This window comes from Curtobacterium sp. MCBD17_019, from assembly GCF_003234555.1.
GTDB lineage: Bacteria > Actinomycetota > Actinomycetes > Actinomycetales > Microbacteriaceae > Curtobacterium.
Map to the genome: position 1 here is coordinate 173033 of NZ_QKTT01000002.1, position 22422 is coordinate 195454.

The window sequence follows — 22422 nt, forward strand, 5'->3', positions numbered from 1 at the left end:
CACCCCCATGTCCCGAATCCTCATCGCCGGCGAGAGCTGGATGTCCACCACGACCCACACCAAGGGCGTGGACGAGTTCACCGTGCACTCGTACACCGAAGGGGTCCGCCAGCTGAAGACCGCGCTCGAGTCGGGCGGCCACGACGTCGTGCACCTCCCCGCGCACCTGGTGCCCACCGACTTCCCCGGCGACGCCGAGTCCCTCGGCGCCTACGACGTCGTGATCCTGTCCGACATCGGCGCGAACTCGCTCCAGCTCGCGCCCGGGGTGTTCGAGCACGCGGTCCCGGGACAGGACCGCCTCGAGGCGCTCTCGTCCTGGGTGGAGGCCGGTGGCTCGATCCTCATGATCGGAGGCTACCTGTCGTTCTCGGGGTTCCAGGCCCGTGCCGCGTTCGCGGAGACCGTCCTGACCCGTGTCCTGCCCGTGGACCTGCTGACGACCGACGACCGCGTCGAGCAGCCGGCGGGGGTCGTGCCCACCGTTCTCGCTCCCGACCACGCGGCGCTCGGTGGCGCCGGATCCGAATGGCCGTCGCTGCTCGGCTACAACCGGGTGACCGCCAAGGCCGGCACGGAGACCCTCGCCCGCGTGGGCGACGACCCCCTCCTCGTCGTCGGCGAGGTCGGCGCGGGGCGCTCCGCGGCCTTCACGAGCGACTGCTCGCCGCACTGGGCACCACCCGCGTTCTGCGAGGAGTGGGCTGGCTACACGGCGCTGTTCAACGGTGTCGTCGGCTGGCTCGTCGCGCGATGACGTCGGGCGGATCGGCGGCAGAGCGCCGTTCCACGGCCCTCCTGACACGGAACGCGGGAGCGCTCGCCCGGTCCGCCGAGCGTCCGCTCATCCGCCGGATGGCCGACGGTACCGTGACCGATGCGGAGTACGCCCGCTACCTCGCGATCGAACAGCGGTTCGTCCGGACCGCCGCACGACTGCTCGGCTTCTGTGTCTGGCGAGAGCCCGACTGGGACGCCGCGGTCGTGCACGCCCGGTCGCTCGCGGGTCTCGTCGGGGAGCAGACGGACTACTTCGCGGCGCGGGTCACGGCCCCGGTGTCCCTCCCGGCAGGGGCCGACGCACTGGAGGTCGTGGTCACCGCCGCCCTCGACAGCGGCTACCCGGCGGTGCTCACGTGCCTGTGCGCGGCGGAGACGCTCTACAGCCGCTGGTGCCTCGAAGCCGTGCGCAGCCACGGCGGCACCCCGACCGGCCCCGCCGCCGAGTGGATCCTGCTGCACGCGACGCCGTCGTTCACCGCCCAGGCCACGTTCCTCCAGTCCCGGGTCGACGAGATCGACCCCACCGTCCCGGACGCGCACCTCGACCTCTGGTTCGGACGGATGCTCGCCGCCGAGGACACCTTCCACGATTCCGCCCTCATCAAGGAGGACACGCATGACTGATCCCCTCGTCGACGCCGCGCACCGCGACCTCGTCGACCTCACCGCGAACGGGATCCGCTTCCACGGCAGCCCCGGGATCGAGGCGGCATCCGTTTGGCTCGAGGATCGCCTGACCGCGGCCGGGCTCGCCGTCACCCGGCAGACGGTGACCCTCCCCGGGTGGGAACCCGGGGAGTCGAACACGCTGCGCGTCACCGCACCGATCGAGCGGGTCCTGCCGGTCTGGCCGATGCTCTGGAGCGGATCCTCGGACGGCCCGGTCACCGGGACGCTCCGGCCCCTCGGACCGCAGGGCATCTGGGGGGATTCCATCACCTGGCAGCGCTTCGTGGTGACCGATGACAGCGGGACGGTCGTGGCGTACGTGCATGCGCGGGACGTCGGGCCGGCGGCGCCGCAACCGTTGCCGCACGGGTCGGACCTGTCGGTACCGCACCTCGTCGTGGGTCGGATCGACGGCCTCCAACTCCGAGAGTGGTGCATCGACGGCGGGACCGTCACCGTCGAACTGACCGGGAGCGCCGGGCCGACGGACGAGGCCGCCGCCGCCCGCTCCGACAACCTCGTCGTCGACATCCCCGGGACCGGGACGGGCCACGTCCTCGTCTGCGCGCACTACGACAGCTTCTTCAACACCGTCGGCGCCTACGACAACGGCAGTGGCACGATCGCCCTGCTCCACCTCGCCGAGGGGTGGGCGCGCGCCGCGCCGACCCCGTCGGTCCGCCTGGTCTGGTTCACCGCCGAGGAGTGGCACCTCGGGGGGTCACGCCACCACGTGGACACGGCGACCCCCGAGGAGCTCGCCGCCATCGACTTCGTCGTCAACATCGACGGGTTGGGACGCGGGTCGTACCTCGAGACCTTCGCGTCGCCGGAGGGCTTCGGGGTGGTCGCCCACGACGCGATCACCGCCCATGCCGCCGCCACCGGTCGGACCCTGCAGACGGAGAACCGGTTCCCGCCGACGACCGGCACCGACGACGCCTCCTTCTACCGGGCAGGCGTGCCGTCCCTGTTCCTGACCTTCAACGACCTGCACCGTCTCCACCAGCCCGAGGACCTGCCGAACGAGGGCATCGCCACGAACATCGTCTGGACGACAGCGCTCGTCCGCGAGCTCGTCACGCTGCCCGCTCCCGCCCGCGTCGGTGCACCGGGGATCCTGTGACCGGGAGCGCTCAGGAGCTCGCGCTCACGCTGTTCCGTCTCGCCCCCGGGCGCAGCGTCGAGGAGTACCGCGCGTTCAGCCTGCAGATCGTCCGCGACGGGATGCTCCGCATGCCAGCGGTCGAGGGGTTCCTCGACCTCGAGGTCACCGGCTCGCTCACCGGCGCAGACGGATGGGACCTCGTGGAGATCATCCAGATCAGCTCCCGTGCCGACTTCATCCGTGACAACGACACGATCGGAGCCGGTCTCGCTGCCGAGTGGGAGGAGTGGGTCGCCGACTTCCGGGTCCTGTTCCTCACGGACCTCGATCGGTCCGTCACACGAGCGGGTCGGCTCGTCATCGCGCGGTAGCCCGCGCCCGACGAGCCGGGAGGCCCGGCGCCCGTCCGACGGTCCGCGCTACTTCGCGGTCACGCCGCCGAGCATGCCCGAGATGAACCGTCGCTGCAGGAAGAAGTAGAGCACGACGATCGGGAGGGCGACGATCACGCCCGCGGCCGACAGGAGCGAGTAGTCGGTCAGGTGCTCGCCTTGGAAGAACGCGAGACCGAGCGGCGCGGTCCGGTGGTCCTCGCTCGTGATGAGGACGAGCGGGAGCAGGAACTCGTTCCAGGTCCACATCGCCAGGAGCACGCCCATCGTCATGATCGGTGCGATGGACGCGGGGACGACGACCCGCCACAGCAGCCGGACGTCGCGCGCACCGTCGAGCCGCGCGGCCTCGATCACCTCGGTCGGGAACGTCCGGAACTGGTTCCGCATCCAGAAGATCCCGAACGCGAGCGACTGCGCGGTCTGGGGCAGGATCAGGCTCTCGTACGTGTCCGTCAGGCCCACACCCCGCAGGTCGAAGTACAGCGGGATGATGAACGCCTCGGCCGGCAGCATGAGCCCGGCGAGCATCACGAAGAACACGATCCCGGACCCGGCGAAGTCGAGGCGCGCGAACGCGAACCCGGCGAACACCGCGAGCACGGTCGTCAGCAGCACGACGGACACCGTCACGACGACGCTCGACAGCATGTACGACCCGAAGTGCCCCTGGCTCCACGCGTCCCCGAAGTTCCCGAGGTCGATCCGGGTCGGCAGCGTGAACGAGCCGGTGTTCTCGGTCGCCGGGGTGACGGCCGAGAACAGCACACCGACGAGCGGGACGATCGCGAACAGGGCGAAGAGGCTCAGGACGACGTAGTCGACGACCTTCTCGCGCGTGGTGATCCTCATTCGGTGTCCTTCGGCTGGATCCGGTTCACGAGTGCCGTGACGATCATGATCACGACGGTCAGGGTGACCGCGACGGCGGCAGCTGCGCCGACCTGGCCCGTGTTGAACGCGCGGTTGTACGCCTCGAACGCCGGTACGGTCGTCGAGTTGCCCGGACCGCCGCGCGTGGTGATGTACACGAGGTCGAAGGTCTTGAGCGCCGACACGATCGTCAGGGTCAGCGCCACCGCGATCTGCCCGCGGAGCGACGGCAACGTGATGGAGAAGAACTCGCGCGCCGCCCCGGCACCGTCGAGCCGCGCCGCCTCGAACAGCGCGGGCGCGATGTTGCCGACGCCCGAGAGGAACAGCACGAGGCACAGCCCGACGTTGAGCCACGTGCCCACGAACCCGATCGCGGGCAGCGCCGTGCCGTAGTCGCCGAGCCACACCCGCGCCAGGTTGCCGAGTCCGACGAGCCGGAGGACCTGGTTGAGCAGGCCGTCGGTGGAGTAGATCGACACCCAGATCGTCGCGACGACGACCGACGCGATGACCTGCGGCAGGAACAGCACGGTCCGGAACACGCTCATCCCCGGCAGCGCGTTCGCCCGCGAGATGAGCGCCGTCAGGAACAACGCGAGCGCGACCGGCACCGCGCAGTAGAACACCATGAGCACGAGGGCGTGGAGGAACGCCCCGCGGAGCTCGGCGTCCTGCACGACGTCGACGTAGTTCGCGAACCCGGCCCAGGTCGCGGTCGACAGGCCGTCCCAGTCGAAGAACGAGTACTGCACCGTCTGCAGGAACGGCCACCCGAGGAACACCGCGAACACGACGAACGCGGGCAGCACGTACAGGTACGGGACGAGGCTGCGCCTGCGTCGCCGCCGCGGCTGCGTCCCAACGCGGACCGCGGGTGCGGGTGCGGTGACCCGGGGCAGGGCGTCGACCATGCTCAGCCGCGGCTCTTGCCGAACGCCGCGTAGTCCGTCTGCAGGGTCTGCGTGAACTGCTGCGGCGTCGCCTTGCCCGCGACGAGGTCCTGCGCCGCGGCGGTGAGGGTGTCGTAGAACGTCGGGGTCGCGTAGTCGAGGTAGGGCGTGATGCCGTTCGCCTGCGAGATCTCCTTGTACTCGCTCGTGATGTCGCCCGAGATCGTGCCCGAGGCCGGGGTGTCGCTGCTCGGGACGACCGTGGGCAGATTGCCCGTCTTCACGAGGGTCTCGGACGCCTTCGCGTTCGTGATGAAGTCGACGTACGCGGCCGCGGCGTCCGGGTGCTTCGTCTTCGAGGTCAGCGCCCACGCGAGCCCCTCGCCGCCCATGGTGACCGGCGTGTCCGAGCCCTTCGGGGTGAGCGCCGTGAAGCCGATGTCCTTCGCGGCGGCGGCGGCCTCGAGCGTCGCCTCGTACCAGGTCCCGGTCACGAGGAACGCGGACTGCCCCTTGCCGAAGGCCGCGACGGCGTCGTCACGCGAGACCCCGTTGGCGCCCGGCGTGATGTAGCCCTTCTCCTGCCAGCCCTGGATCGTCTTCGCCGCGGTGACCTCGTCGGAGCCGGTCCACGAGCCGCGCTCCGACGTGACGAGGTCGTTCACCGCGTCGTGCCCGGCGAGCGCCGAGAGCACGAAGCCGTACAGGTGGATGCCCGGGCTCTTCTCGACGTCGCCGTAGCTGAGCGGCAGCGATCCGGCGGCCTTGACCTTCGCCATGTCGTCGGTGAGCTCGGACACGGTCGTCGGGGGGTTCGTGATCCCGGCCTTCGCGAGCACCGCCTTGTCGTAGTACAGCCCGACGAGCTCACCCGTCTGCGAGACGCCGTACAGGTGGTCGCCCTGCCAGGTCGTTCCGTTCGACGAGAACGAGTTGAGCTTGAGCAGGCTCGTCGGGTAGTAGTCGTTCCAGCCGTACAGCTTCGCGTAGTCGTCGACGGGACGGAGCAGTCCGGCCTTGACGAACGCGCCCATGTCCGGGTAGCCCTGGTTCGCCTGCACGACGTCGGGCGGGTTGTCCCCCGAGAGCGCGAGCTTCAGCGTCGTCTTGAGGTCCGCGAACGACCGCGAGACCCGCTTGACGGTGATGTTCGGGTGCGCCTTCTCGAACGCCGCGTTGAGCTGCTGCTGCGCCTCGTCGATGCCGCCGTCGGTGTTCTGGTCCCATACCGTCAGGGTCGTCCGGCCCGATCCGACGCTCTTCGACACGGGGCCGAGGCTCTGGTCGCTCGAGGCGGACGTGCCGCCGGGGGTGCACGCTGCGAGGCCGAGCGCGAGCGCGGTCGCCACACCGACGAGGAGCGGTGCCTTCCTGGTGGTCTTCATGGTTCGTTCCGATCTCCGGGTCGCGGGGAGCGCGGCGGCGGTGGAGGTGGTGGGCGGGTGTGGTGGTGGTGACGGAGCGGGCCGGTCAGGCGGCCGGGAGCAGGGCCTCCCGGAGGAACGCCCAGTCGCCGTCCGGACGGTGCCGGTCGACGAACGCGACGAGGTCGGCAGGTCGCGGTGCGCTCGCGGCACCGCCGAGTCCGGTGACGGACATCGACGCGCACAGCCCCGCGAACCGGAGGCGCGTGCGGAGGTCCCAGCCGCGCGATGCCGACGCCATGAACGTGGCGACGAAGACGTCGCCGGCGCCGGTGGGGTCGACGACCGGGACGGTCACGGTCGGGACCTCGACCACCGTACCGGTGCCGCCGTCGACGGCGACGACGCCCGCCGCGCCACGCGTGACGACGGCGAGCGGGACCCGCTCGGCGAGCACGCGTGCGGCGGCGACGGCGTCGTCGGTGCGGGTGTAGCGCATCGCCTCGACGTCGTTCGGCACGAACACGTCGACCTCGGCGAGGCGGTCGAGCACGTGCGACCCCCACTCGCCGGTGTGGTCCCAGCCGACACCGCCGACGACGGTCGTGCCCGCCGCGCGCAGCCGGGCGACCCATGGCGGCAGCTCGTGCGCGATGCCGACGTGCGTCGCGCCGACGGGCCCGAGGTCGTCCGGGAGCTCGAGGTGCCCGAGGGCCTCCTGGTAGGTGATGAAGCTCCGGTCGTGCGCACCGGTGAGGGCCACCGTGACGGGGCTCTGGTGTCCGGGCACCAGCTCGAGCAGGCTCGTGTCGAGGTCCGGCTCGGCGTCGAGCACGGCGCGGACGTGGGTGCCCAGCGGGTCGTCGCCGAGGCGGGCGAGGATCCGCGTGCTCGCACCGGCCCGGGCCGCGGCGACCGCGCGGTTCGCGACACCGCCGGGCGTCACGGTGAACCCGTCGGCGTACACCTCGGTGCCGGGTTCGGGCACGGAGACGCCCGAGAACACGACGTCGCAGAAGACGTCGCCCGCGAACAGCAGGTCGATCGCACCGGGCAGGTCGGCCGCACCGGGCAGGTCGGCGGCGGGGGGCAGGCCGGTGGCGGGCAGGTCCGTCCCGCCGGGGTCGGCGCGCTGGCTGTCGGTCACGGAGGCTCCTCGTCATCGCGGTTCCGCGTCCGGGTGCGTGCTGCACGACGTCGCGGTTCCGCCCGATGTCCTGCAAGCCTGTGCACTCGGTGTTTCCGGCACATTACCGAAGTGACGCGGTTCTGTTAATCCTGTTCATCTCCGGTGCGGTTGTGCTCGGGTTTGCCCGAAGTCGAGCACGGCGTGGTTAGAGTGACGGCATGATCCTGCGCGAACGGCAGAACCGCATCATCAGCGCCCTGCGCGCCGAGGGTGCGGCCTCCGTGCGGGAACTCGCCGCCGCGCTCGACGTGAGCGAGGCGACGATCCGCCGCGACCTCGAGGTGCTCGACCGCAACGGCGAGCTGACCCGCACGTACGGCGGCGCGGTCCTGAAGCCCGGCACGACCGTCGAGGACCACGGCCGCGTCCGCGCCGAGGGGCCGTTCGACGACGGGCGCGACCTCGATCTCAAGGAACGGATGGCCGAGGCCGCGGCCGCGATGGTCACCGACGGGAACGTCGTGCTGCTCGACATCGGCACCACGACGCCGCTGCTCGCGCGCCGCCTGCACGGCCGTGACGTCACCGTCGTCACCTCGAACCTCGCCGTCTTCGACGAGCTCCGCGACGACCGCGCCGTGCGGCTCGTCCTGCTCGGCGGCGTGGTCCGCCGCAACTACCGCACGCTCGTCGGGTCCCTCGCCGAACTCGCGCTGAGCCAGATCAGCGCGGATGTCCTGTTCCTGTCGTGCACCGGGGTGCGCGCGAACGGGCACGTCGTCGACAACATGGCCGTGGAGGCCCCCATCAAGCAGTCGATGATCGCGGCGTCGGACAAGGTCGTCCTGCTCGCGTCCGAGGCCAAGTTCCCCGGGACCGGAGCCCTCCGGCTCTGCTCCCTCACCGACGTCGACGCCCTGGTCACCACCACGGGCGCCCCCGACGACACGCTCGCACTGTGCCGGAACGCCGGCGGAGAGGTCACCATCGCATGAAGCTCTGCATCCTCGGAGGCGGCGGGTTCCGCACGCCGTACGTGTACCAGGCGCTGCTCCGCGACACCGGCACGCCCCGCGTGGACGAGGTCGCGCTGTACGACGTCGACGAACGCCGCCTCGCCGCCATGGTCGCGATCCTCACCGAGCTCGCGGCCGGGTTCGAGGACGCGCCGCGACTCGTGCCGACCACGGTCCTCCAGGACGCCGTGGCGGGGAGCCAGTACGTGTTCGCCGCGCTCCGCGTCGGCGGCCTGGAGGGACGGCGTTGCGACGAGCACGTCGCCCTCGACCTCGACGTGCTCGGCCAGGAGACCACGGGACCCGGCGGCCTCGCGTACGCGATCCGCACCGTCCCGGTCATGGTCGAGGCGGCCCGGGTCATCGCGGACCTCGCACCCGACGCCTACGTCATGAACTTCACGAACCCCGCGGGCATCATCACCGAAGCGATGCAGACCGTGCTCGGCGACCGCGTGCTCGGCATCTGCGACACCCCGTCCGGTCTCGGGCGTCGCGTCGCGGGCACCCTCGGGCTCGACCACACGCGGGTGCAGATGGACTACGTCGGGCTCAATCACCTCGGCTGGATGCGCCGCGTCCTGTACGACGGCCGCGACGTCCTGCCCGAGCTGCTGGCCGACGACGCCCGCCTCGCCGCCATGGAGGAGGGCCACGTCTTCGGACTCGACTGGATCCGCTCCCTCGGCGCGATCCCGAACGAGTACCTCTTCTACTACTACTTCAACCGCGACGCCGTGCGGACGATCATCGACTCCGGCAAGACCCGCGGTGACTTCCTCGCCGAGTCCCAGGGCGCCTTCTACGACCGGGCCACGGCCGCGGGGAACGGGGTCGCCGATCTCTGGCGCGAGACCGTCGCCCGGCGCAGTGCCTCGTACATGGCCGAGGCGAAGGGCGGCACGCAGGACGAGCCCGTTGACCCGAAGGAGCGCGAGACCGACCCCGCGCACCAGGGCTACGCGGGGGTCGCCCTCGGCGTGATGGCCGCGATCAGCCGGAACGAGCGGCAGACGATGATCCTCAACGTCCGGAACCGCGGCACGATCCAGGGCCTGCCCGACGACGCCGTGGTCGAGGTGCCCACGATGGTCGACGCGAACGGCGTGCACCCGCTGACGACGGAGCAGCCGGACCTCCACCAGATCGGGCTCATGGCGCAGGTCAAGGACGTCGAGCGGCACACGATCGCCGCCGGGCTCACCGGGTCGCGGTCGGAGGCCCTGCAGGCGTTCGCGCTCCATCCGCTCGTCGACAGCGTCACGGTCGCGCGCTCGTTGCTCGACGGGTACGTCGCGCGGATCCCCGAGGTGGCGGCCGTCCTGACGCACTGACCGAGCGGGATCCGGCGTGTGGGCGGACGGGGCCGACCCGTCGGTTCACCCGGCGCGGGGCGGCTCGCCCCCGATCCCCTCGCGCCGGACCGCCGCCTCGAGGAACGCCCGCGCCCGGTCCGCGCCGCGGAGGAGGTCCGGCACCTCGGTCCCCAGACCCGCCACCACGTCGTCGATGCCCGACAGCCCCGCCCGGGCGAGGAGCCGCTTCTCGTTCGTCACCCACTCGCCGCGACGTGCCAGGACGGCGTGCCCCGCGTGGCACGCGGCCTCGCTGATGAGACCCGCGCACTGCGCGACCCGTCCGTGGCGGGCGTGGCCTTCCTTCGCGTAGTGCAGGGTCAGGTCGGCGTTCGTCCACCACACGCCCGGGGCGGCCGTGCGGAGCGCCTCCGGGTACTCCCACCGGGGCACCTGCCCACGGAGGGTGTGGTTCGAGGCCAGTTCCGCCAGGAGGATGGTGCTCGGCAGGCCCGCCTGGTGGAACAGCAGGGGCTCGATGGTGAACCGTCCGCGGACGGCGTCGTCGTGGACCGCGTCGATGAGGTCGAGGTCGCGGTAGTGGATGTCGACGGACCGTCCGTCCACGGTGACCGCGCCGCCACCGTTGAAGATCCTGCCCCAGCCACCGAGTCCGGTCAGGTGCCCGGGCCACCCGAGGTTTCGGACGACCTGCGGATCGAACGCGTCGCGGTGGTAGACCGCCACGTCCCAGTCACTGTCCGGGCGGTTCGTCCCCTGCGCTCGGGAACCGCCGAGTGCGACGGCCTCCACGCCGGGGAGCGCTGCCAGGCGATCGGCGACGTGGTCGAGGAACGCGTCGTCGTCGAGGGTGTGCTGGGGGGAGGACATCGGTCAGCGCTCCGGCATCCGTCAGCCGCGCTCGTCGCCGATGCCGAGCCCGAGCAACCGCCGCCGGTCGAACTCGCCGGCGGCTCCGCTGAACAGGTCGAATCCGCGCACGACGGCCGCCCGATCCTCGTCGGACAACCGGGCCAGGACCCGCTCGATCCCCTCGGTCCGCCGGCGCGTCACGTCCTCGACGAGCGCGATCGCCCGTCGCGTCGGAACCACCAGGGTCTCGCGGCGGGAACTCGGCGCGCTGTTCCGCCGGACCCAGCCGTCCCGCTCCAGGCGGTCGACCGTCCGCGTCAGCGTCGACGGACTCGCACCGGTCTCCTCGGCGAGGACCCCCGCGCGGACCGGCCCACGTGCCACGAGCACCACGAGGATCCGGAGCTGCGGGACGGTCACCTGCTCGAGCGCGGACTCGAGCGAGGCGGAGACGATCCCGAGCATCGCCCGCGAGGCGAGCACGGCAGCCGACGGCGGGAGCACGGCGGTCAGGTCCTCGGCGGCGGCGTCCATGGGATCCCCAGACTGACACAACGGAGGCGTTCGCGACAGGGCCGGCCGACCCGCGACGGGCGACCGGCGACCGGCCGACCAGCGGCCCGCTCCCGGCCCTGCCTACGCCGACGCGGCGGCAGCGGCCCTGGCGGCGGCGGGCAGGGCCTCCAGGACGCGACCGATGGCGCGGTCGTCGTGCGCGGCCGTCAGGAACCACGCCTCGAACACGCTCGGCGGCAGCGTGACGCCCGCATCGAGCATGGCGTGGAAGAACGGCGGGTACCGCCAGGCCTCCTGCGCACGGACGTCGTCGTAGGTCCGCGGCGGCTCGGCGGTGAACGCGAACGAGAACAGGTTCCCCGCGCGCTGCACGGTGTGGACGACGCCCTCGGCGGTCAGCGCCGCGGAGACCGCGCCGGACAGCAGGTCGGCGGTGCGGTCGAGGTGCGCGTACACGGCGTCGTCGGCGGCGCGGAGCGTGGCGAGCCCGGCCGCGACGGCGAGCGGGTTCCCGGACAGGGTCCCCGCCTGGTACACGGGACCGAGCGGCGCCAGGAAGTCCATGACCTCGGCCCGACCGCCCAGGGCCGCCAGGGGCATCCCGCCGCCGACGACCTTGCCGAACGTGATGAGGTCGGGCTGCCATCCGGTACCGTCGGGGACGACACCGGCGGCCTCGAGCCCCCACCACCCGGCCGGGCCGACGCGGAACCCGGTGAGGACCTCGTCGAGGATGAGCAGCGCGCCCTGCTCCTGGACGATCTGCGCGAGCGCCCGGTTGAACCCCGGCTCGGGCGCGAGCACGCCCATGTTCGCGGCGGCGGCCTCGACGATCACCGCGGCGATCCGCTCGTGGTGCTCGTCGAACGCGGCCCGGACGGCGTCGAGGTCGTTGTACGGCAGCACGAGGGTCTGCGCGGCGGTCTCGGCGGTGATGCCCGCGGATCCGGGCAGTGCGAGCGTGGCGACACCCGACCCGGCCTCGGCGAGCAGGGAGTCCGAGTGGCCGTGGTAGTGCCCCGCGAACTTCACGAGCAGGTCCCGGCCGGTGTAGCCACGGGCCAGGCGGATCGCGGTCATCGTCGCCTCGGTCCCGGTCGAGACGAGCCGGAGCTTCTCGATCGGACCGGCGCCGCCGACGCGGACGCGCTGCTCGACGAGTTCCGCGAGCTCGGTCTCGCCCGGCGTGGAGGCACCGAACGAGAGCCCGCGGCCAGCGGCCTCCTGCACAGCGGCGACCGTGCCGGGGTGGGCGTGCCCGAGGATCGCCGGACCCCACGACGCCACGAGGTCGACGTACTCGCGCCCCTCGGCGTCGGTGACGTACGGCCCCTGCGCGGCCACGAGGAAGCGGGGCGTCCCGCCGACCGAGCCGTAGGCCCGCACCGGGGAGTTCACGCCGCCGGGGATCGCGTGCTTCGCGCGGCCGAACAGCTCGTCGTTCGTCGTCATCGGGTCGACTTCCCCACGCTCGAGAGTTCCACGGTCTCGGCACCGGCCGCCGGGGTGGCGCCGCTGACCCGGCCGCTCGCACCGGACTCCTGGCGCAGCCGCTTCGCCAGGTCGACGGCGAAGTAGGTCAGGATCGCGTCCGCACCGGCACGCTTGATGCCGAGGACGCTCTCCATCGCGGCGGCGTCGCGGTCGATCCAGCCGTTCTGCGCGGCCGCCGTGATCATCGCGTACTCGCCGCTGATCTGGTACGCCCACACCGGCACCGGCGAGATCGCCTTGGCGGCGGCGAGCACGTCGAGGTAGCTCATCGCGGGCTTCACCATGACGACGTCCGCGCCCTCCTCGATGTCGAGCTCGACCTCGCGCAGGCCCTCACGCCCGTTGCCGGAGTCGATCTGGTAGGTGCGGCGGTCGCCGACGAGCGTCGACGCGACGGCCTCGCGGAACGGCCCGTAGAACGCGCTCGCGTACTTCGCCGCGTACGCCAGGAGGGCCGTGCCCGGGTGACCTGCGCCGTCCAACGCGTCGCGGGCGGCGGCGATCTGGCCGTCCATCATCCCGCTCATGCACACGAGCTCGGCGCCGGCCTCGGCCTGGGCCACCGCCATGTCGCGGTAGCGCTCGAGCGTCGCGTCGTTGTCGACCGAGCCGTCCGCAGCGAGCACCCCGCAGTGACCGTGGTCGGTGAACTCGTCGAGGCACAGGTCGGACTGGACCACGAGCGCGTCGCCCACTTCCTCCTTCGCCACGCGGATCGCCACGTTGAGGATGCCGTCCGGGTCGGTCGCGCCCGAACCGGTGGCGTCCTTGTGCTGCGGCACGCCGAAGAGGTTCACGCCGCCGATACCGACCTCGGCGGCCTCGACGAGCGCGCGCCGGAACGAGTCGAGCGAGTGCTGCTCCACCCCGGGCATGCTCGTGATCGGCACCGCGGCGTCGGCGCCCTCGCGGATGAACATCGGCAGGATCAGCTCGGCGGGGTGCAGACGGGTCTCGGCCACGAGCCGACGCATCGCGGGCGTCGCGCGGAGACGGCGCGGGCGCACCTGGGGGAACTGGCCGACGGGGGAGTGGGGTGCGGACACGGTCACCTTCCTGGTTGTGTGTCGAGGAGCGGGGCGAGGACCTCGACGACGGCGTCGAGCAACGATGCGGTGGTCCGGGCGGCGGCGACGCCGTGGACGGGGAGGCCGAGCGCGCGGGCGTCGGCGGCGGTCCCGGGCCCGATGCACACGAGCCGGGTCCGGTCGTCGAGCGGGACGAGCCGGGCCGCGACCTCGCCCGCGACACTGCCGCTCGTGACGAGCACGGCGTCCGGTGGGCGGGGCACCACGACCGGTCCGGTGCCGGTCCCCACGGTACGGTACGCCTCGACGTCGTCCACGTCGAGGCCGCGGGCACGCAGCCCCGCGACGAGCGTCGGGGCCGCGATCGCGCTCCGCGGGAACAGCACCCGGCCCGCCGTGCCCGGCACCACGGCGGCCAGCTCGGCCGCTGACGCCGCGGCCGGCACCAGGTCGACCCGCCACCCGACGTCGGTACACGCCGCCGCGGTCGCCTGGCCCACGGCCGCCACCCGCGTTCCGGCCGGGAGGCCCGACAACCGCTCCGCCACGCGCCGCACCGCCGTCGCACTCGTCACGACGATCCAGGCGTACGTCCCGGCGGCGAGGGCGTCGACGGCGGCCGCGAACGCGGCGGGGTCGGCGGGGTCGGTGTCGGTGATGAGCGGGACGACGAGCGGTTCCAGGGCCCGGTGCCGGGCCTCCCGGGCGACCCGCTCGCCCCAGGTGCCGCCGCGCGGGACGAGCACGGTGGGACGCCGGGCGTCCCGGGCCGCCGGACCGCCGCCGGCGCGCACGCCCGTGCTCGTCGCGGGAGTTCCGGCGCCGGTGTCGCTCGTGCTGGCCGTGGTCGGTGCCTACTCGCTGCTCAGGTGGAAGTCGGCGAGATCGGCGGCGCCGTTCGCCAGGAGCTCCTCGGCGACCCGGCGGGCGACGTCGCGGGCCTCGTCGAGGCGCTCGTGCGCGGGGCCGGGCTCGAGGTGTGCGCCGTGCGACGCGGTGCGGTACTCGGTGCCGTCGGGCCGGTACACGGTCGCGCTCACGAGCAGGAGCTCCGCGTCGACGACCGCGTGTGCCCCGATCGGAGCGGTGCAGCCGGCCTCGAGGCGGGCGAGGACCTCGCGCTCGGCGGTGACCGTGAGCCGGGACTCCGCGTGCTCGATGCCGCGGAGGCCCCGCTCGAGCGCGCGGTCGCCCTGGTCTCCACGGACCTCGATCGCCAGCGCCCCCTGCCCGGGCGCGGTCGGCCAGAAGCCGAGGCCGATGAGCTCGGTGGCGTCGGCGAGACGACCGAGGCGCCCCAAGCCGGCGGCGGACAGCATGACCGCGTCGAGGTCGACCCCGACCCGGCCGAGGCGCGTGTCGACGTTCCCGCGGATGTCGACGATCTCGACGTCCGGGCGACGACGGCGGAGCTGCGCGGCCCGGCGCGGCGATCCCGTGCCGACCCGCGCGCCCTCGGGCAGGGTCTCGAGCGTCAGACCGTCGCGGGCGCAGAGGGCGTCACGGGCGTCCGCACGGCGGGGCACCGCGCCGATCCGCAGGCCGGGGTACGGCGCCGTCGGCAGGTCCTTGAGCGAGTGGACGAGGACGTCGACCTCGCCGGCGACCAGGGCCTCGCGGAGCGCGGACGCGAACACGCCCGTGCCACCGAGGGTCGCCAGGGACTCACTCGTCCGGTCGCCCTCGCTGTGCACGGTGACGAGCTCGACGGGCCGACCCGCCGCCTTGCCGAGCGCGGCGGCCGCGGCCTGCGACTGCGCGAGCGCGAGCGCGCTGCCGCGGGTCCCGACGCGGATCGGGGTGGGTCCCGCCTCGGCCTCGGGGCTCACGGCGCGAGCCCGGCGACCGCCGGCTTGAACCCGGCACGCACGTTCTCACAGCACCCCGGGCGGCAGACGTCGTACCAGGGGCCGATGTCGGTGAGGTGCGGGCGGTCGGCGACGGGGGTGCCCTGCACGCGCTCGAGCACGAGGTCGACGAGACCGGCGACGTACGCGGGGTCGACCCCCGGCGTGGGCGTCCGGATCGACCAGAAGCCGAGCTCCTGCGCCGTCTCCGTGGCCTCCTCGTCGAGGTCCCACATGACCTCCATGTGGTCGCTGACGAAGCCGAGCGGGACGATGAGCACGGCACGGGTGGGACCGCCCGCGAGCTCCTCGTTCATGTAGTCGTTGATGTCCGGCTCGAGCCACGGCATGCTCGGCGGCCCCGACCGTGACTGGTAGACGAGTTTCCAGGCGGGCTTCGACGAGCCCTGGAGCGCGGCGCCCTCGGGCGACGCGAGGAGCTCGGCCCACGCGGCGTCGAGGACGACCCCGGCCACGGCCTCGTGCTGCGCCTCGTACGCGCCGTGCTCCCCGAAGCCCCGGAAGTCGGGGCCGGAGCGTGCCGCGTCGCTCGACGGGATCGAGTGCGTCGAGAAGAGCACCCGGAGTTCCGTCCCGACGTCGAGGCCCTCGTTCTCGGCGATCGCCCGTGCGATGCCGTCGCGGACGCCGTCGACGAACGGCCGGACGAACCCGGGGTGGTCGAAGAACTGGCGCACCTTGTCGATCCGCACGGTGTCCATGAGCTCCGTGGCATCGAGCACGCGCGCGAAGTCCTCGCGGTACTGCCGGCAGCTCGAGTAGGAGCTGTAGGCGCTCGTGGCGATCGCGATGAGGTTCGTGGCGCCCTCGGCGGCGGCCTCCTGGACGGCGTCCTCGAGGTAGGGCGCCCAGTTCCGGTTGCCCCAGAGCACCGGCAGGTCGATCCCCCGCCGGGCCAACTCGGCCTCGAGCGCGGCCTTGAGCGCGCGGTTCTGCGCGTTGATCGGGCTCACACCGCCGAAGTGCCGGTAGTGGTGCGCGACCTCCTCGAGCCGCTCGTCCGGGATCCCGCGCCCGCGCGTGACGTTGCGGAGGAACGGGATGACGTCCTCTTGTCCCTCCGGTCCGCCGAACCCGGCGAGGAGGATCGCGTCGTACGCGGTCGGTTCGCTCACGTGCTCTGGGCCGCCCGCGGCGGCCGGCGTGGCCGCCAGGACGGCCTGACCGTTCGTGATGCCGGTCGCGCTGGGGGTGTCGGTGATCTCGGTCACGACAGGACCTCCGGGAGTTCGGTGGTTTCGATGCGGCGGCCCGTGAAGAACGGGACCTCCTCGCGCACGTGGCGCCGGGCCTCCGTGTACCGGAGGTCCCGCATGAGGTCGACGAGGTCGACGAGCTCGGGGGACTCGAGCGGCAGGATCCACTCGTAGTCGCCGAGCGCGAAGCTCGCGACCGTGTTCGTGAGCACGCGGCGGAACTTCGCCCCCTGCCGGCCGTGGTCCGCGAGCATCTGGCGGCGGTCCTCCTCGGGCAGGAGGTACCACTCGTAGGACCGCACGAACGGGTAGACCGTCAGCCAGGCCTCCGGGTCCTTGCCGCGCAGGAACGCCGGCGTGTGCCGCTTGTTGAACTCGGCGTCGCGGTGCATGCCCATCGCGTGCCACACGGGAGCGGCCTCCACCAGGAGTGCCGTGCGGCGGAGGTCGCGGAGCGCGGCCTGGATCGCCTGGGCGTCGTCGCCGTGCAGCCACACCATGAGGTCGGCGTCGGCGCGGAACCCGGAGACGTCGTAGAAGCCGCGCACGGTGACGCCGTGCTCGGCCGCCCGCGCGACCGCGGCGTCGAGCTCCGGCACGGCGTCCGCCGCGAAGGGAGCGACGGCGCCCACCGGACGCCGGAAGACCGCCCACAGCGTGTAGGCGGTCAGGAGGGTCTCGTCGATGCCGGAGTCGGACGGCGAGGCGGAGGGTTCGGTGCTGTGCGCGGGCGCGCTGGAACTCATGGGATCCATTGTCCTTCGGTCGGATGGTGGTCGCCTCGGCTCCGTTGCCGCACACCCGGCGCACTGCTCCGCGTGTCGCTCACCGCTGCTGTCGCGGTGGCGCGCACGCTGCCCGGGCGCGGGCCGTGTGGGGCGGGTGACCCCGGCCGGTGCCTACCGGCGGCGGATCACCGAGACGACGATACCCCCGACGACCAGGACGCCCCCTGCGAAGGCTGCCAGGTAGGGCACGGGGTGGTCCTCGAACCCCTGCCGCGTGCGGTGCACCGCCACGCCGAGCTGCTTCGGCACGTCGAACCAGTCCTCGATCGCGTCGAGGGTGTCGAACAGCTGCGCGCGGGTGGCCGCCACGCGGCGGTCGAGCGCGGCGAAGTCGGGTCCGTTGTCGTGGGTGTCGCTCACTGGTCGTCCCGTCTCAGAAGGTGCCGTCGACGTCCGGCCGGCGGCTGCTCTGCTGCACCGGCGGCTTCGGCTTGCGGCCCATGCCGCGGACGGCGTTGACGTCGTTCTTCACGCTCTGGATCGTGCGCGCCGGCAGCGGCGGGAGGCCGGTCTTGATCCGGCGGTACCCCAGCAGTCCGAGGACCGCGGCGATGATGAGCAGCACGACCGCGACGATGATCGCCGCGAGCCAGCCCGGCATCACCGTGGCGAGACCGAGGACCGCCGCCGTCAGGAACACGCCGATCGCGTAGAACAGGATCACGACCGCGACGATGAGGAACGCCGCCGCGAACGCGAAGATCTTCGCCTTCTGGAGCATCTCCGCCTTGAGCAGCGCGAGCTCGCCCCTGACGAGTTCGCGGACCAGCCGCGGGACGTCGCTGACCAGGCCGAACAACGACCGCGAGCGGCGTTCACCGCTTCGGGTATCGGACATCGTGCTTGCTCCTTCCGGCACCGGGGTCACGGTGCCTCGGCCGTTCGGACGGTCAGGACTCCGAGGAGCCGCCCGAGCCCTTGGGCCCGGCCTTGCGCACGACCTTCTTCGTGGTCTCACCGATGAAGTCCGCGACGTCGGGCGTCCGGTCGGCGATGAAGTCCTCGATGGTGTGCACCTGCTTCTGCACGCCGTCGCTGTTCCAGACGCGCGTGGTCGCCGAGCGGATCTGCTCGTACCGCGCACGTCCGGCGCGGGCGCCGAGCACGTAGCCGACTCCGACGCCGGTCAGGAAGATCAGTCTGCCTCGCATGTTGGGACCTCTCGGTTGTGGCATGCGCCGAGCGGTATGCATCGGCGAACGGACGGGACTCCGCCCACAGTAGCCCCCGGCCGCCCTGCCGGTTCGGTCAGGCGTCGAGGATGCCGGCGGCCACCGACCTGCTCGTCGCGACGACACCGGCCAGACCCCGGCCGACGCTCGCCTCGCCGACGCCGAGCACACCCTCGGCGAGGCCGGCCGGCTCGGTGTCCGGAGCACGCCAGCGGACCCGGGCGGCACCGATCACGACGCCCGCGTCGATCGGCACCCCGAGCAGCGCGGCGGCGTCCGCGGTGGCGGTCTCGGCGACGGCGCTGTCCGGATCCACCGCCAGGCTCGTGCCGACACCGATGGCGTCCGCGCCGTCGCGCGCGGACAGCGCGTAGCTGAGCCGGAGGACGTGCCGTCCGCCCGCGCGCTCGGCGAGCCAGGGCCACTTGACGGTCGCGTGCGTGATCGCCTTCGCCCGCACGCGCTCGGCGTCCGGGTGCACGAGCATCCCGGTGCCGCGGGGCGCCGCGTCGAGGTCCGGCTGGTCCACCACGAGGGTGACGAGTTCGATCGCCGCGTCCCGCTGGCCGACGAGCCGGGACGGGTCCGCGACGTCCGCGACGACGTGGTCCGCCACCAGCCGCTCGGCCGGACCCGGGCGTCCCGTGCCGCTGCCGTCGTCGACGGGGACGACGTCCACCGCCGTGCGGTCGATCCGGACGGCGCGGGTGCCGAGACGGACGTCGACCCCGTACGTGTCGAGGTCCGCCACGAGCTCGTCGACGAGCCGGGCGATGCCACCACGGATCCCCGCGACCGCCGACCCCGCCGGCGCCTTGGCCCGCTGCGCCAGGACCGCCCGGCCGAGCGACCCCTCGCGCAGGAGGGCGGCGCGGAGGCCCGGCGCGACGCGGTCGAGGTCGAGCTCGTCCGGGTGGGTCGAGTGCACCCCCGCCGCGACCGGCACGACGAGGTCGTCGAGGACGCGGTCCCCCATGCGTCGACGCACGAGCTCGCCGAGCGTCCGGGCCTTCGCGCCCACCGGTCCGGGCAGCAGCGAGTCCATCTGCGCGCGCAGGGCCCCCGACGTGCCCACGACCGCGATGACGTCCGCCGCCGTCGGGCTCCCCGGGATCCCGAGGAGGCCCGCCTGCGGGAGCGGTGCCACCCGTCCGTCACGCGTCATGAGCCAGGCACCGCGGGGGTCCGGGGTCACGATCTCGTTGCCGAGGCCGAGCTCGATCGCCAGCGTGCCGACGTTGTCCCCGCGGGTCGCGAACGACTCCGCGCCGAGGTCGAGCTCGATGCCCGCCACCGTGTGCCGGTCGACGATCCCGCCGAGCCGGTCGGACGCCTCGACGAGCACCACGTCGGCGCCGCCCTTGGCGAGGTCACGCGCAGCGACGAGGCCGCCCACGCCGCCGCCGACCACCACGACGGCGGTCATGCGCCGAGCCCCTCGTGCGCGCTGCGGCCGGCACCGGTCGTGCGGCCGTCGCCGGTCGGGCGGCCGTCGCCGAGGTCGTGCACGAGGCCGACGACGCGCGTCAGCACCGTGGGGTCCGTCTCGGGTGGCACGCCGTGCCCGAGGTTCACGACGTGCGCACGCGCGGCACCACCGCGCGCCACGACGTCCCGCACGTGGGCCTCGAGCACCGACCACGGCGCGGCGAGCATCGCGGGGTCGATGTTGCCCTGCAGGGTCACGTCGGCGTCGGCCACGCGGCGCGCGGCGTCGTCGAGGGGGATCCGCCAGTCGACGCCGACCGCATCGGCCCCGACGGCCGCCATGTCGGCGAGCACCTCGCCACTGCCGACACCGAAGTGGATCGTCGGCACACCGAGGTCGGCCACGTGCGCCAGGGCCCGCGCGGAGTGTGGGGCGACCCGCGCCGTGTAGTCGGCGCGGGACAGCGACCCGACCCAGGAGTCGAACAGCTGCGCCGCGGACGCGCCGGCGAGCACCTGCGCGCGGAGGAACACCCCCGAGACGTCCGCTGCCCATCCGAGCAGGCGGTCCCAGGTCTCGGGGTCGGCGTGCATGAGGGTCCGCGCACGGATGTGGTCCTTGCTCGGGCCGCCCTCGACGAGGTAGGCGGCGAGCGTGAAGGGGGCCCCGGCGAACCCGATGAGCGGCGTCGTGCCGAGCTCCGCGACGGTCCGGGCCACGGCCTCCGCGATCGGGGTGAGGGCACTCGGGTCGAGGGACTCGAGCGCCGCGACGTCCGCCGCGGTGCGGATCGGCCGGCCGAGCACCGGACCCCGACCGGGGACGATGTCGACGTCGACGCCCGCGAGCTTGATCGGGACGACGATGTCGCTGAAGAAGATGCCGGCGTCGACGCCGTGGCGCCGGACCGGCTGCAGGGTGATCTCGGACGCCATCGCCGGGTCGAGGCAGGCGTCGAGCATCGCGGTGCCGACACGGAGCTCCCGGTACTCGGGCAGCGACCGCCCGGCCTGCCGCATGAACCACACCGGCAGGCGCTCGGGGCGGTCCCCGCGGAGCGCCCGGACGAGCGGGGCATCCGCGGTCCGGCCGTCGGCGAGCGGGTGCGTCGGGGGCAACGCGACGGTCGTGGAGTCGATCACGCGCCCAGTCTCCCACCCGCTCGCCGTGCACACCTTGCCGTGTCCTCAGCCCGGGGGACCCCCGCTGACCCCGGCCGTCGGCGTGCCGCGGTACCATCGAGTACGTGCTCATCTGTCTCACGGCGTCGCATCGCAACGCCAGCTTCGACCTCCTGGAGCGACTGAGCATCGGAGCACCGGCTGCCGCGGACGGTCTCGTGAGCGGATCGGACGTCCTCGACGGCGCCGTGGTCCTGGCGACCTGCAACCGGTTCGAGGCCTACCTCGACGTCGCGGGCGACCGCGACTCCGCCGTCGCGGCCACGATCGACGCGGTGAGCGCCGCCAGCGACCTCGCCGCCGACGACGTCCGCGCCTCCGTCCGCGTGCTCGACGGCGCCGACGTCGTCCACCACCTCTTCGCCGTCTCGAGCGGTCTCGAGTCCGTCGTCGTCGGCGAGACCGAGATCTCGGGTCAGGTGCGTCGCGCGCTCGAGGGCGCCCGTGCCGCCGGCACCACGACGTCGGACCTCGAACGGCTCTTCCAAGAGGCCGCCCACACCTCGCGCGGCGTCAAGACGCGCACGCGCATCGGTGCCGCCGGTCGCTCCATCGTCCGTCTCGCGCTCGAGCTCGCGTCGTCCCGCGTCACGGACTGGGCCGACACCCACGTGCTGCTGGTCGGGACGGGCCGGTACGCCGCCACGACGGTCGCCGCCCTCCGCGACCGTGGCGTCGCCGACATCGCGGTGTACTCGCCGTCCGGGCGCGCTCCGGTGTTCGCCGCCAAGCACGACCTGGTGCCCGTCACGGACCTGGCGGGCACGGCCGCGGCGAGCGACGTCGTCATCACCTGCACCTCGAGCGAGGTGCCCGTCGTCCGCGCCTCGGACCTCGACCACCCCGGGCGTCGGCTCGTGATCGACCTCGGGCTGCCGCGGAACGTCGACCCGGCGGCCGCATCGGTCGACGGCGTCGAGCTGCTCGACCTCGAGACCATCAGCCTGCACGCCCCGCTGTCCGAGCTGAACGCCGAGTCGGAGGCCCGTGCGATCGTCGACGACGCCGTCACGCGCTTCCACACCGCGGCCCTCGAGCAGTCCGCGACCCCCGCGCTCGTCGCGCTCCGCAAGCACGTGTTCGACGTCCTCGACGCCGAGATCGCCCGCGCCCGGGACCGCGGCGATTCCTCCGACCGCACCGAGCAGGCCCTCCGACACCTGGCCGGCGTGCTCCTGCACCGCCCGTCCGTCCGCGCACGCGACCTCGGTCGGCAGGGCCGTGCCGAGGACTTCACCGCCGCGGTCGACGCGCTCTTCGGCATCGCGCCCGAGGCACCGGCGGCGCCCGTCGTGCCGTTGAGCGAGCGCGCCCGCGACCTCGGCGACCACGCGGCGGACGCGTCCTGACGACCG

At 73.1% G+C, this 22422-nt stretch carries 24 protein-coding genes; 7 read left to right on the forward strand and 17 right to left on the reverse strand.

The window, feature by feature from the left end:
- Window positions 1–7: 7 nt before the first annotated feature.
- From DEI82_RS02685 to DEI82_RS02695, 4 genes are all read left to right on the forward strand, one after another.
- A complete protein-coding gene (locus DEI82_RS02685; protein WP_111011980.1) occupies window positions 8–757 on the forward strand; it encodes a glutamine amidotransferase in 750 nt (249 codons plus the stop codon).
- Window positions 758–855: 98 nt separating this feature from the next.
- Window positions 856–1407, forward strand: coding sequence for a TenA family protein (locus DEI82_RS16120; protein WP_181435078.1), 552 nt, complete (start codon window positions 856–858; stop codon window positions 1405–1407).
- A complete protein-coding gene (locus tag DEI82_RS02690) occupies window positions 1400–2578 on the forward strand; it encodes a M28 family metallopeptidase (protein ID WP_181435079.1) in 1179 nt (392 codons plus the stop codon). Before DEI82_RS16120 ends, DEI82_RS02690 begins: the two co-directional genes overlap by 8 nt.
- Window positions 2575–2931 (forward strand): hypothetical protein, encoded by a 357-nt coding sequence (locus DEI82_RS02695; protein WP_111011978.1) that lies wholly within the window; start codon window positions 2575–2577, stop codon window positions 2929–2931. The genes DEI82_RS02690 and DEI82_RS02695 overlap by 4 nt, the downstream gene beginning before the upstream one ends.
- 48 nt (window positions 2932–2979) lie before the next feature.
- On the opposite strand, the gene DEI82_RS02700 is transcribed toward DEI82_RS02695, so the two are convergent.
- The 4 genes from DEI82_RS02700 to DEI82_RS02715 all read right to left on the reverse strand — a co-directional run bounded on the left by DEI82_RS02700 (window position 2980) and on the right by DEI82_RS02715 (window position 7229).
- The gene (locus tag DEI82_RS02700) at window positions 2980–3804 is read right to left on the reverse strand and encodes a carbohydrate ABC transporter permease (RefSeq protein ID WP_111010335.1); all 825 of its coding nucleotides are present in this window, start codon (window positions 3802–3804) and stop codon (window positions 2980–2982) included.
- On the reverse strand, window positions 3801–4739 hold the full coding sequence (locus DEI82_RS02705) for a carbohydrate ABC transporter permease (protein ID WP_111035718.1): 939 nt from the start codon (window positions 4737–4739) through the stop codon (window positions 3801–3803). The genes DEI82_RS02700 and DEI82_RS02705 overlap by 4 nt, the downstream gene beginning before the upstream one ends.
- 2 nt (window positions 4740–4741) lie before the next feature.
- A complete protein-coding gene (locus DEI82_RS02710; protein ID WP_111035719.1) occupies window positions 4742–6103 on the reverse strand; it encodes an extracellular solute-binding protein in 1362 nt (453 codons plus the stop codon).
- Between the two features lie 85 nt (window positions 6104–6188).
- Window positions 6189–7229, reverse strand: a complete 1041-nt coding sequence (locus DEI82_RS02715; protein WP_111035720.1) for a carbohydrate kinase family protein — start codon at window positions 7227–7229, stop codon at window positions 6189–6191.
- A 200-nt stretch (window positions 7230–7429) separates the two neighbouring features.
- On the opposite strand from DEI82_RS02715, the gene DEI82_RS02720 reads away from it, so the two are divergent.
- Complete coding sequence (locus tag DEI82_RS02720; protein ID WP_111035721.1) at window positions 7430–8206, forward strand: DeoR/GlpR family DNA-binding transcription regulator; 777 nt, start codon at window positions 7430–7432, stop codon at window positions 8204–8206.
- On the forward strand, window positions 8203–9561 hold the full coding sequence (locus DEI82_RS02725; protein WP_111010340.1) for a 6-phospho-beta-glucosidase: 1359 nt from the start codon (window positions 8203–8205) through the stop codon (window positions 9559–9561). Before DEI82_RS02720 ends, DEI82_RS02725 begins: the two co-directional genes overlap by 4 nt.
- A gap of 45 nt (window positions 9562–9606) precedes the next feature.
- Here DEI82_RS02725 and DEI82_RS02730 read toward each other — a convergent pair whose 3' ends face one another.
- From DEI82_RS02730 to hemE, 13 genes are all read right to left on the reverse strand, one after another.
- The gene (locus DEI82_RS02730; protein WP_111035722.1) at window positions 9607–10413 is read right to left on the reverse strand and encodes a nucleotidyltransferase domain-containing protein; all 807 of its coding nucleotides are present in this window, start codon (window positions 10411–10413) and stop codon (window positions 9607–9609) included.
- Between the two features lie 21 nt (window positions 10414–10434).
- Entirely contained in the window at window positions 10435–10929 is a 495-nt protein-coding gene (locus DEI82_RS02735; RefSeq protein ID WP_111035723.1) for a MarR family winged helix-turn-helix transcriptional regulator, read from the reverse strand.
- Window positions 10930–11031: 102 nt separating this feature from the next.
- The gene (gene hemL, locus DEI82_RS02740) at window positions 11032–12363 is read right to left on the reverse strand and encodes a glutamate-1-semialdehyde 2,1-aminomutase (protein ID WP_111035724.1); all 1332 of its coding nucleotides are present in this window, start codon (window positions 12361–12363) and stop codon (window positions 11032–11034) included.
- Window positions 12360–13457 carry a porphobilinogen synthase gene (gene hemB, locus DEI82_RS02745; RefSeq protein WP_375334605.1) on the reverse strand — a complete coding sequence of 366 codons (1098 nt, stop codon included), beginning with the start codon at window positions 13455–13457 and terminating at the stop codon, window positions 12360–12362. Before hemB ends, hemL begins: the two co-directional genes overlap by 4 nt.
- Window positions 13454–14227, reverse strand: coding sequence for a uroporphyrinogen-III synthase (locus DEI82_RS02750; RefSeq protein WP_111035725.1), 774 nt, complete (start codon window positions 14225–14227; stop codon window positions 13454–13456). Before DEI82_RS02750 ends, hemB begins: the two co-directional genes overlap by 4 nt.
- 60 nt (window positions 14228–14287) lie before the next feature.
- Window positions 14288–15262, reverse strand: coding sequence for a hydroxymethylbilane synthase (gene hemC / locus DEI82_RS02755; RefSeq protein WP_111035726.1), 975 nt, complete (start codon window positions 15260–15262; stop codon window positions 14288–14290).
- Window positions 15259–16512 carry a ferrochelatase gene (locus DEI82_RS02760; RefSeq protein WP_375334606.1) on the reverse strand — a complete coding sequence of 418 codons (1254 nt, stop codon included), beginning with the start codon at window positions 16510–16512 and terminating at the stop codon, window positions 15259–15261. Before DEI82_RS02760 ends, hemC begins: the two co-directional genes overlap by 4 nt.
- Window positions 16509–17243: a hydrogen peroxide-dependent heme synthase gene (gene hemQ, locus DEI82_RS02765; protein ID WP_111026561.1), complete on the reverse strand. Its 735-nt coding sequence runs from the start codon at window positions 17241–17243 to the stop codon at window positions 16509–16511. The genes DEI82_RS02760 and hemQ overlap by 4 nt, the downstream gene beginning before the upstream one ends.
- Window positions 17244–17396: 153 nt before the next feature.
- Window positions 17397–17645: a hypothetical protein gene (locus DEI82_RS02770; protein WP_111010347.1), complete on the reverse strand. Its 249-nt coding sequence runs from the start codon at window positions 17643–17645 to the stop codon at window positions 17397–17399.
- Window positions 17646–17658: 13 nt separating this feature from the next.
- Entirely contained in the window at window positions 17659–18123 is a 465-nt protein-coding gene (locus DEI82_RS02775) for a phage holin family protein (RefSeq protein ID WP_111011966.1), read from the reverse strand.
- A 52-nt stretch (window positions 18124–18175) separates the two neighbouring features.
- On the reverse strand, window positions 18176–18436 hold the full coding sequence (locus tag DEI82_RS02780) for a hypothetical protein (RefSeq protein ID WP_111010349.1): 261 nt from the start codon (window positions 18434–18436) through the stop codon (window positions 18176–18178).
- A 97-nt stretch (window positions 18437–18533) separates the two neighbouring features.
- Entirely contained in the window at window positions 18534–19883 is a 1350-nt protein-coding gene (locus tag DEI82_RS02785) for an NAD(P)/FAD-dependent oxidoreductase (RefSeq protein ID WP_111035727.1), read from the reverse strand.
- Window positions 19880–21028, reverse strand: coding sequence for a uroporphyrinogen decarboxylase (gene hemE, locus DEI82_RS02790; RefSeq protein ID WP_258371924.1), 1149 nt, complete (start codon window positions 21026–21028; stop codon window positions 19880–19882). Before hemE ends, DEI82_RS02785 begins: the two co-directional genes overlap by 4 nt.
- A 104-nt stretch (window positions 21029–21132) precedes the next feature.
- Here hemE and DEI82_RS02795 point away from each other — a divergent pair, with 104 nt between their 5' ends.
- Window positions 21133–22416: a glutamyl-tRNA reductase gene (locus tag DEI82_RS02795; RefSeq protein ID WP_111035728.1), complete on the forward strand. Its 1284-nt coding sequence runs from the start codon at window positions 21133–21135 to the stop codon at window positions 22414–22416.
- Window positions 22417–22422: the final 6 nt, after the last annotated feature.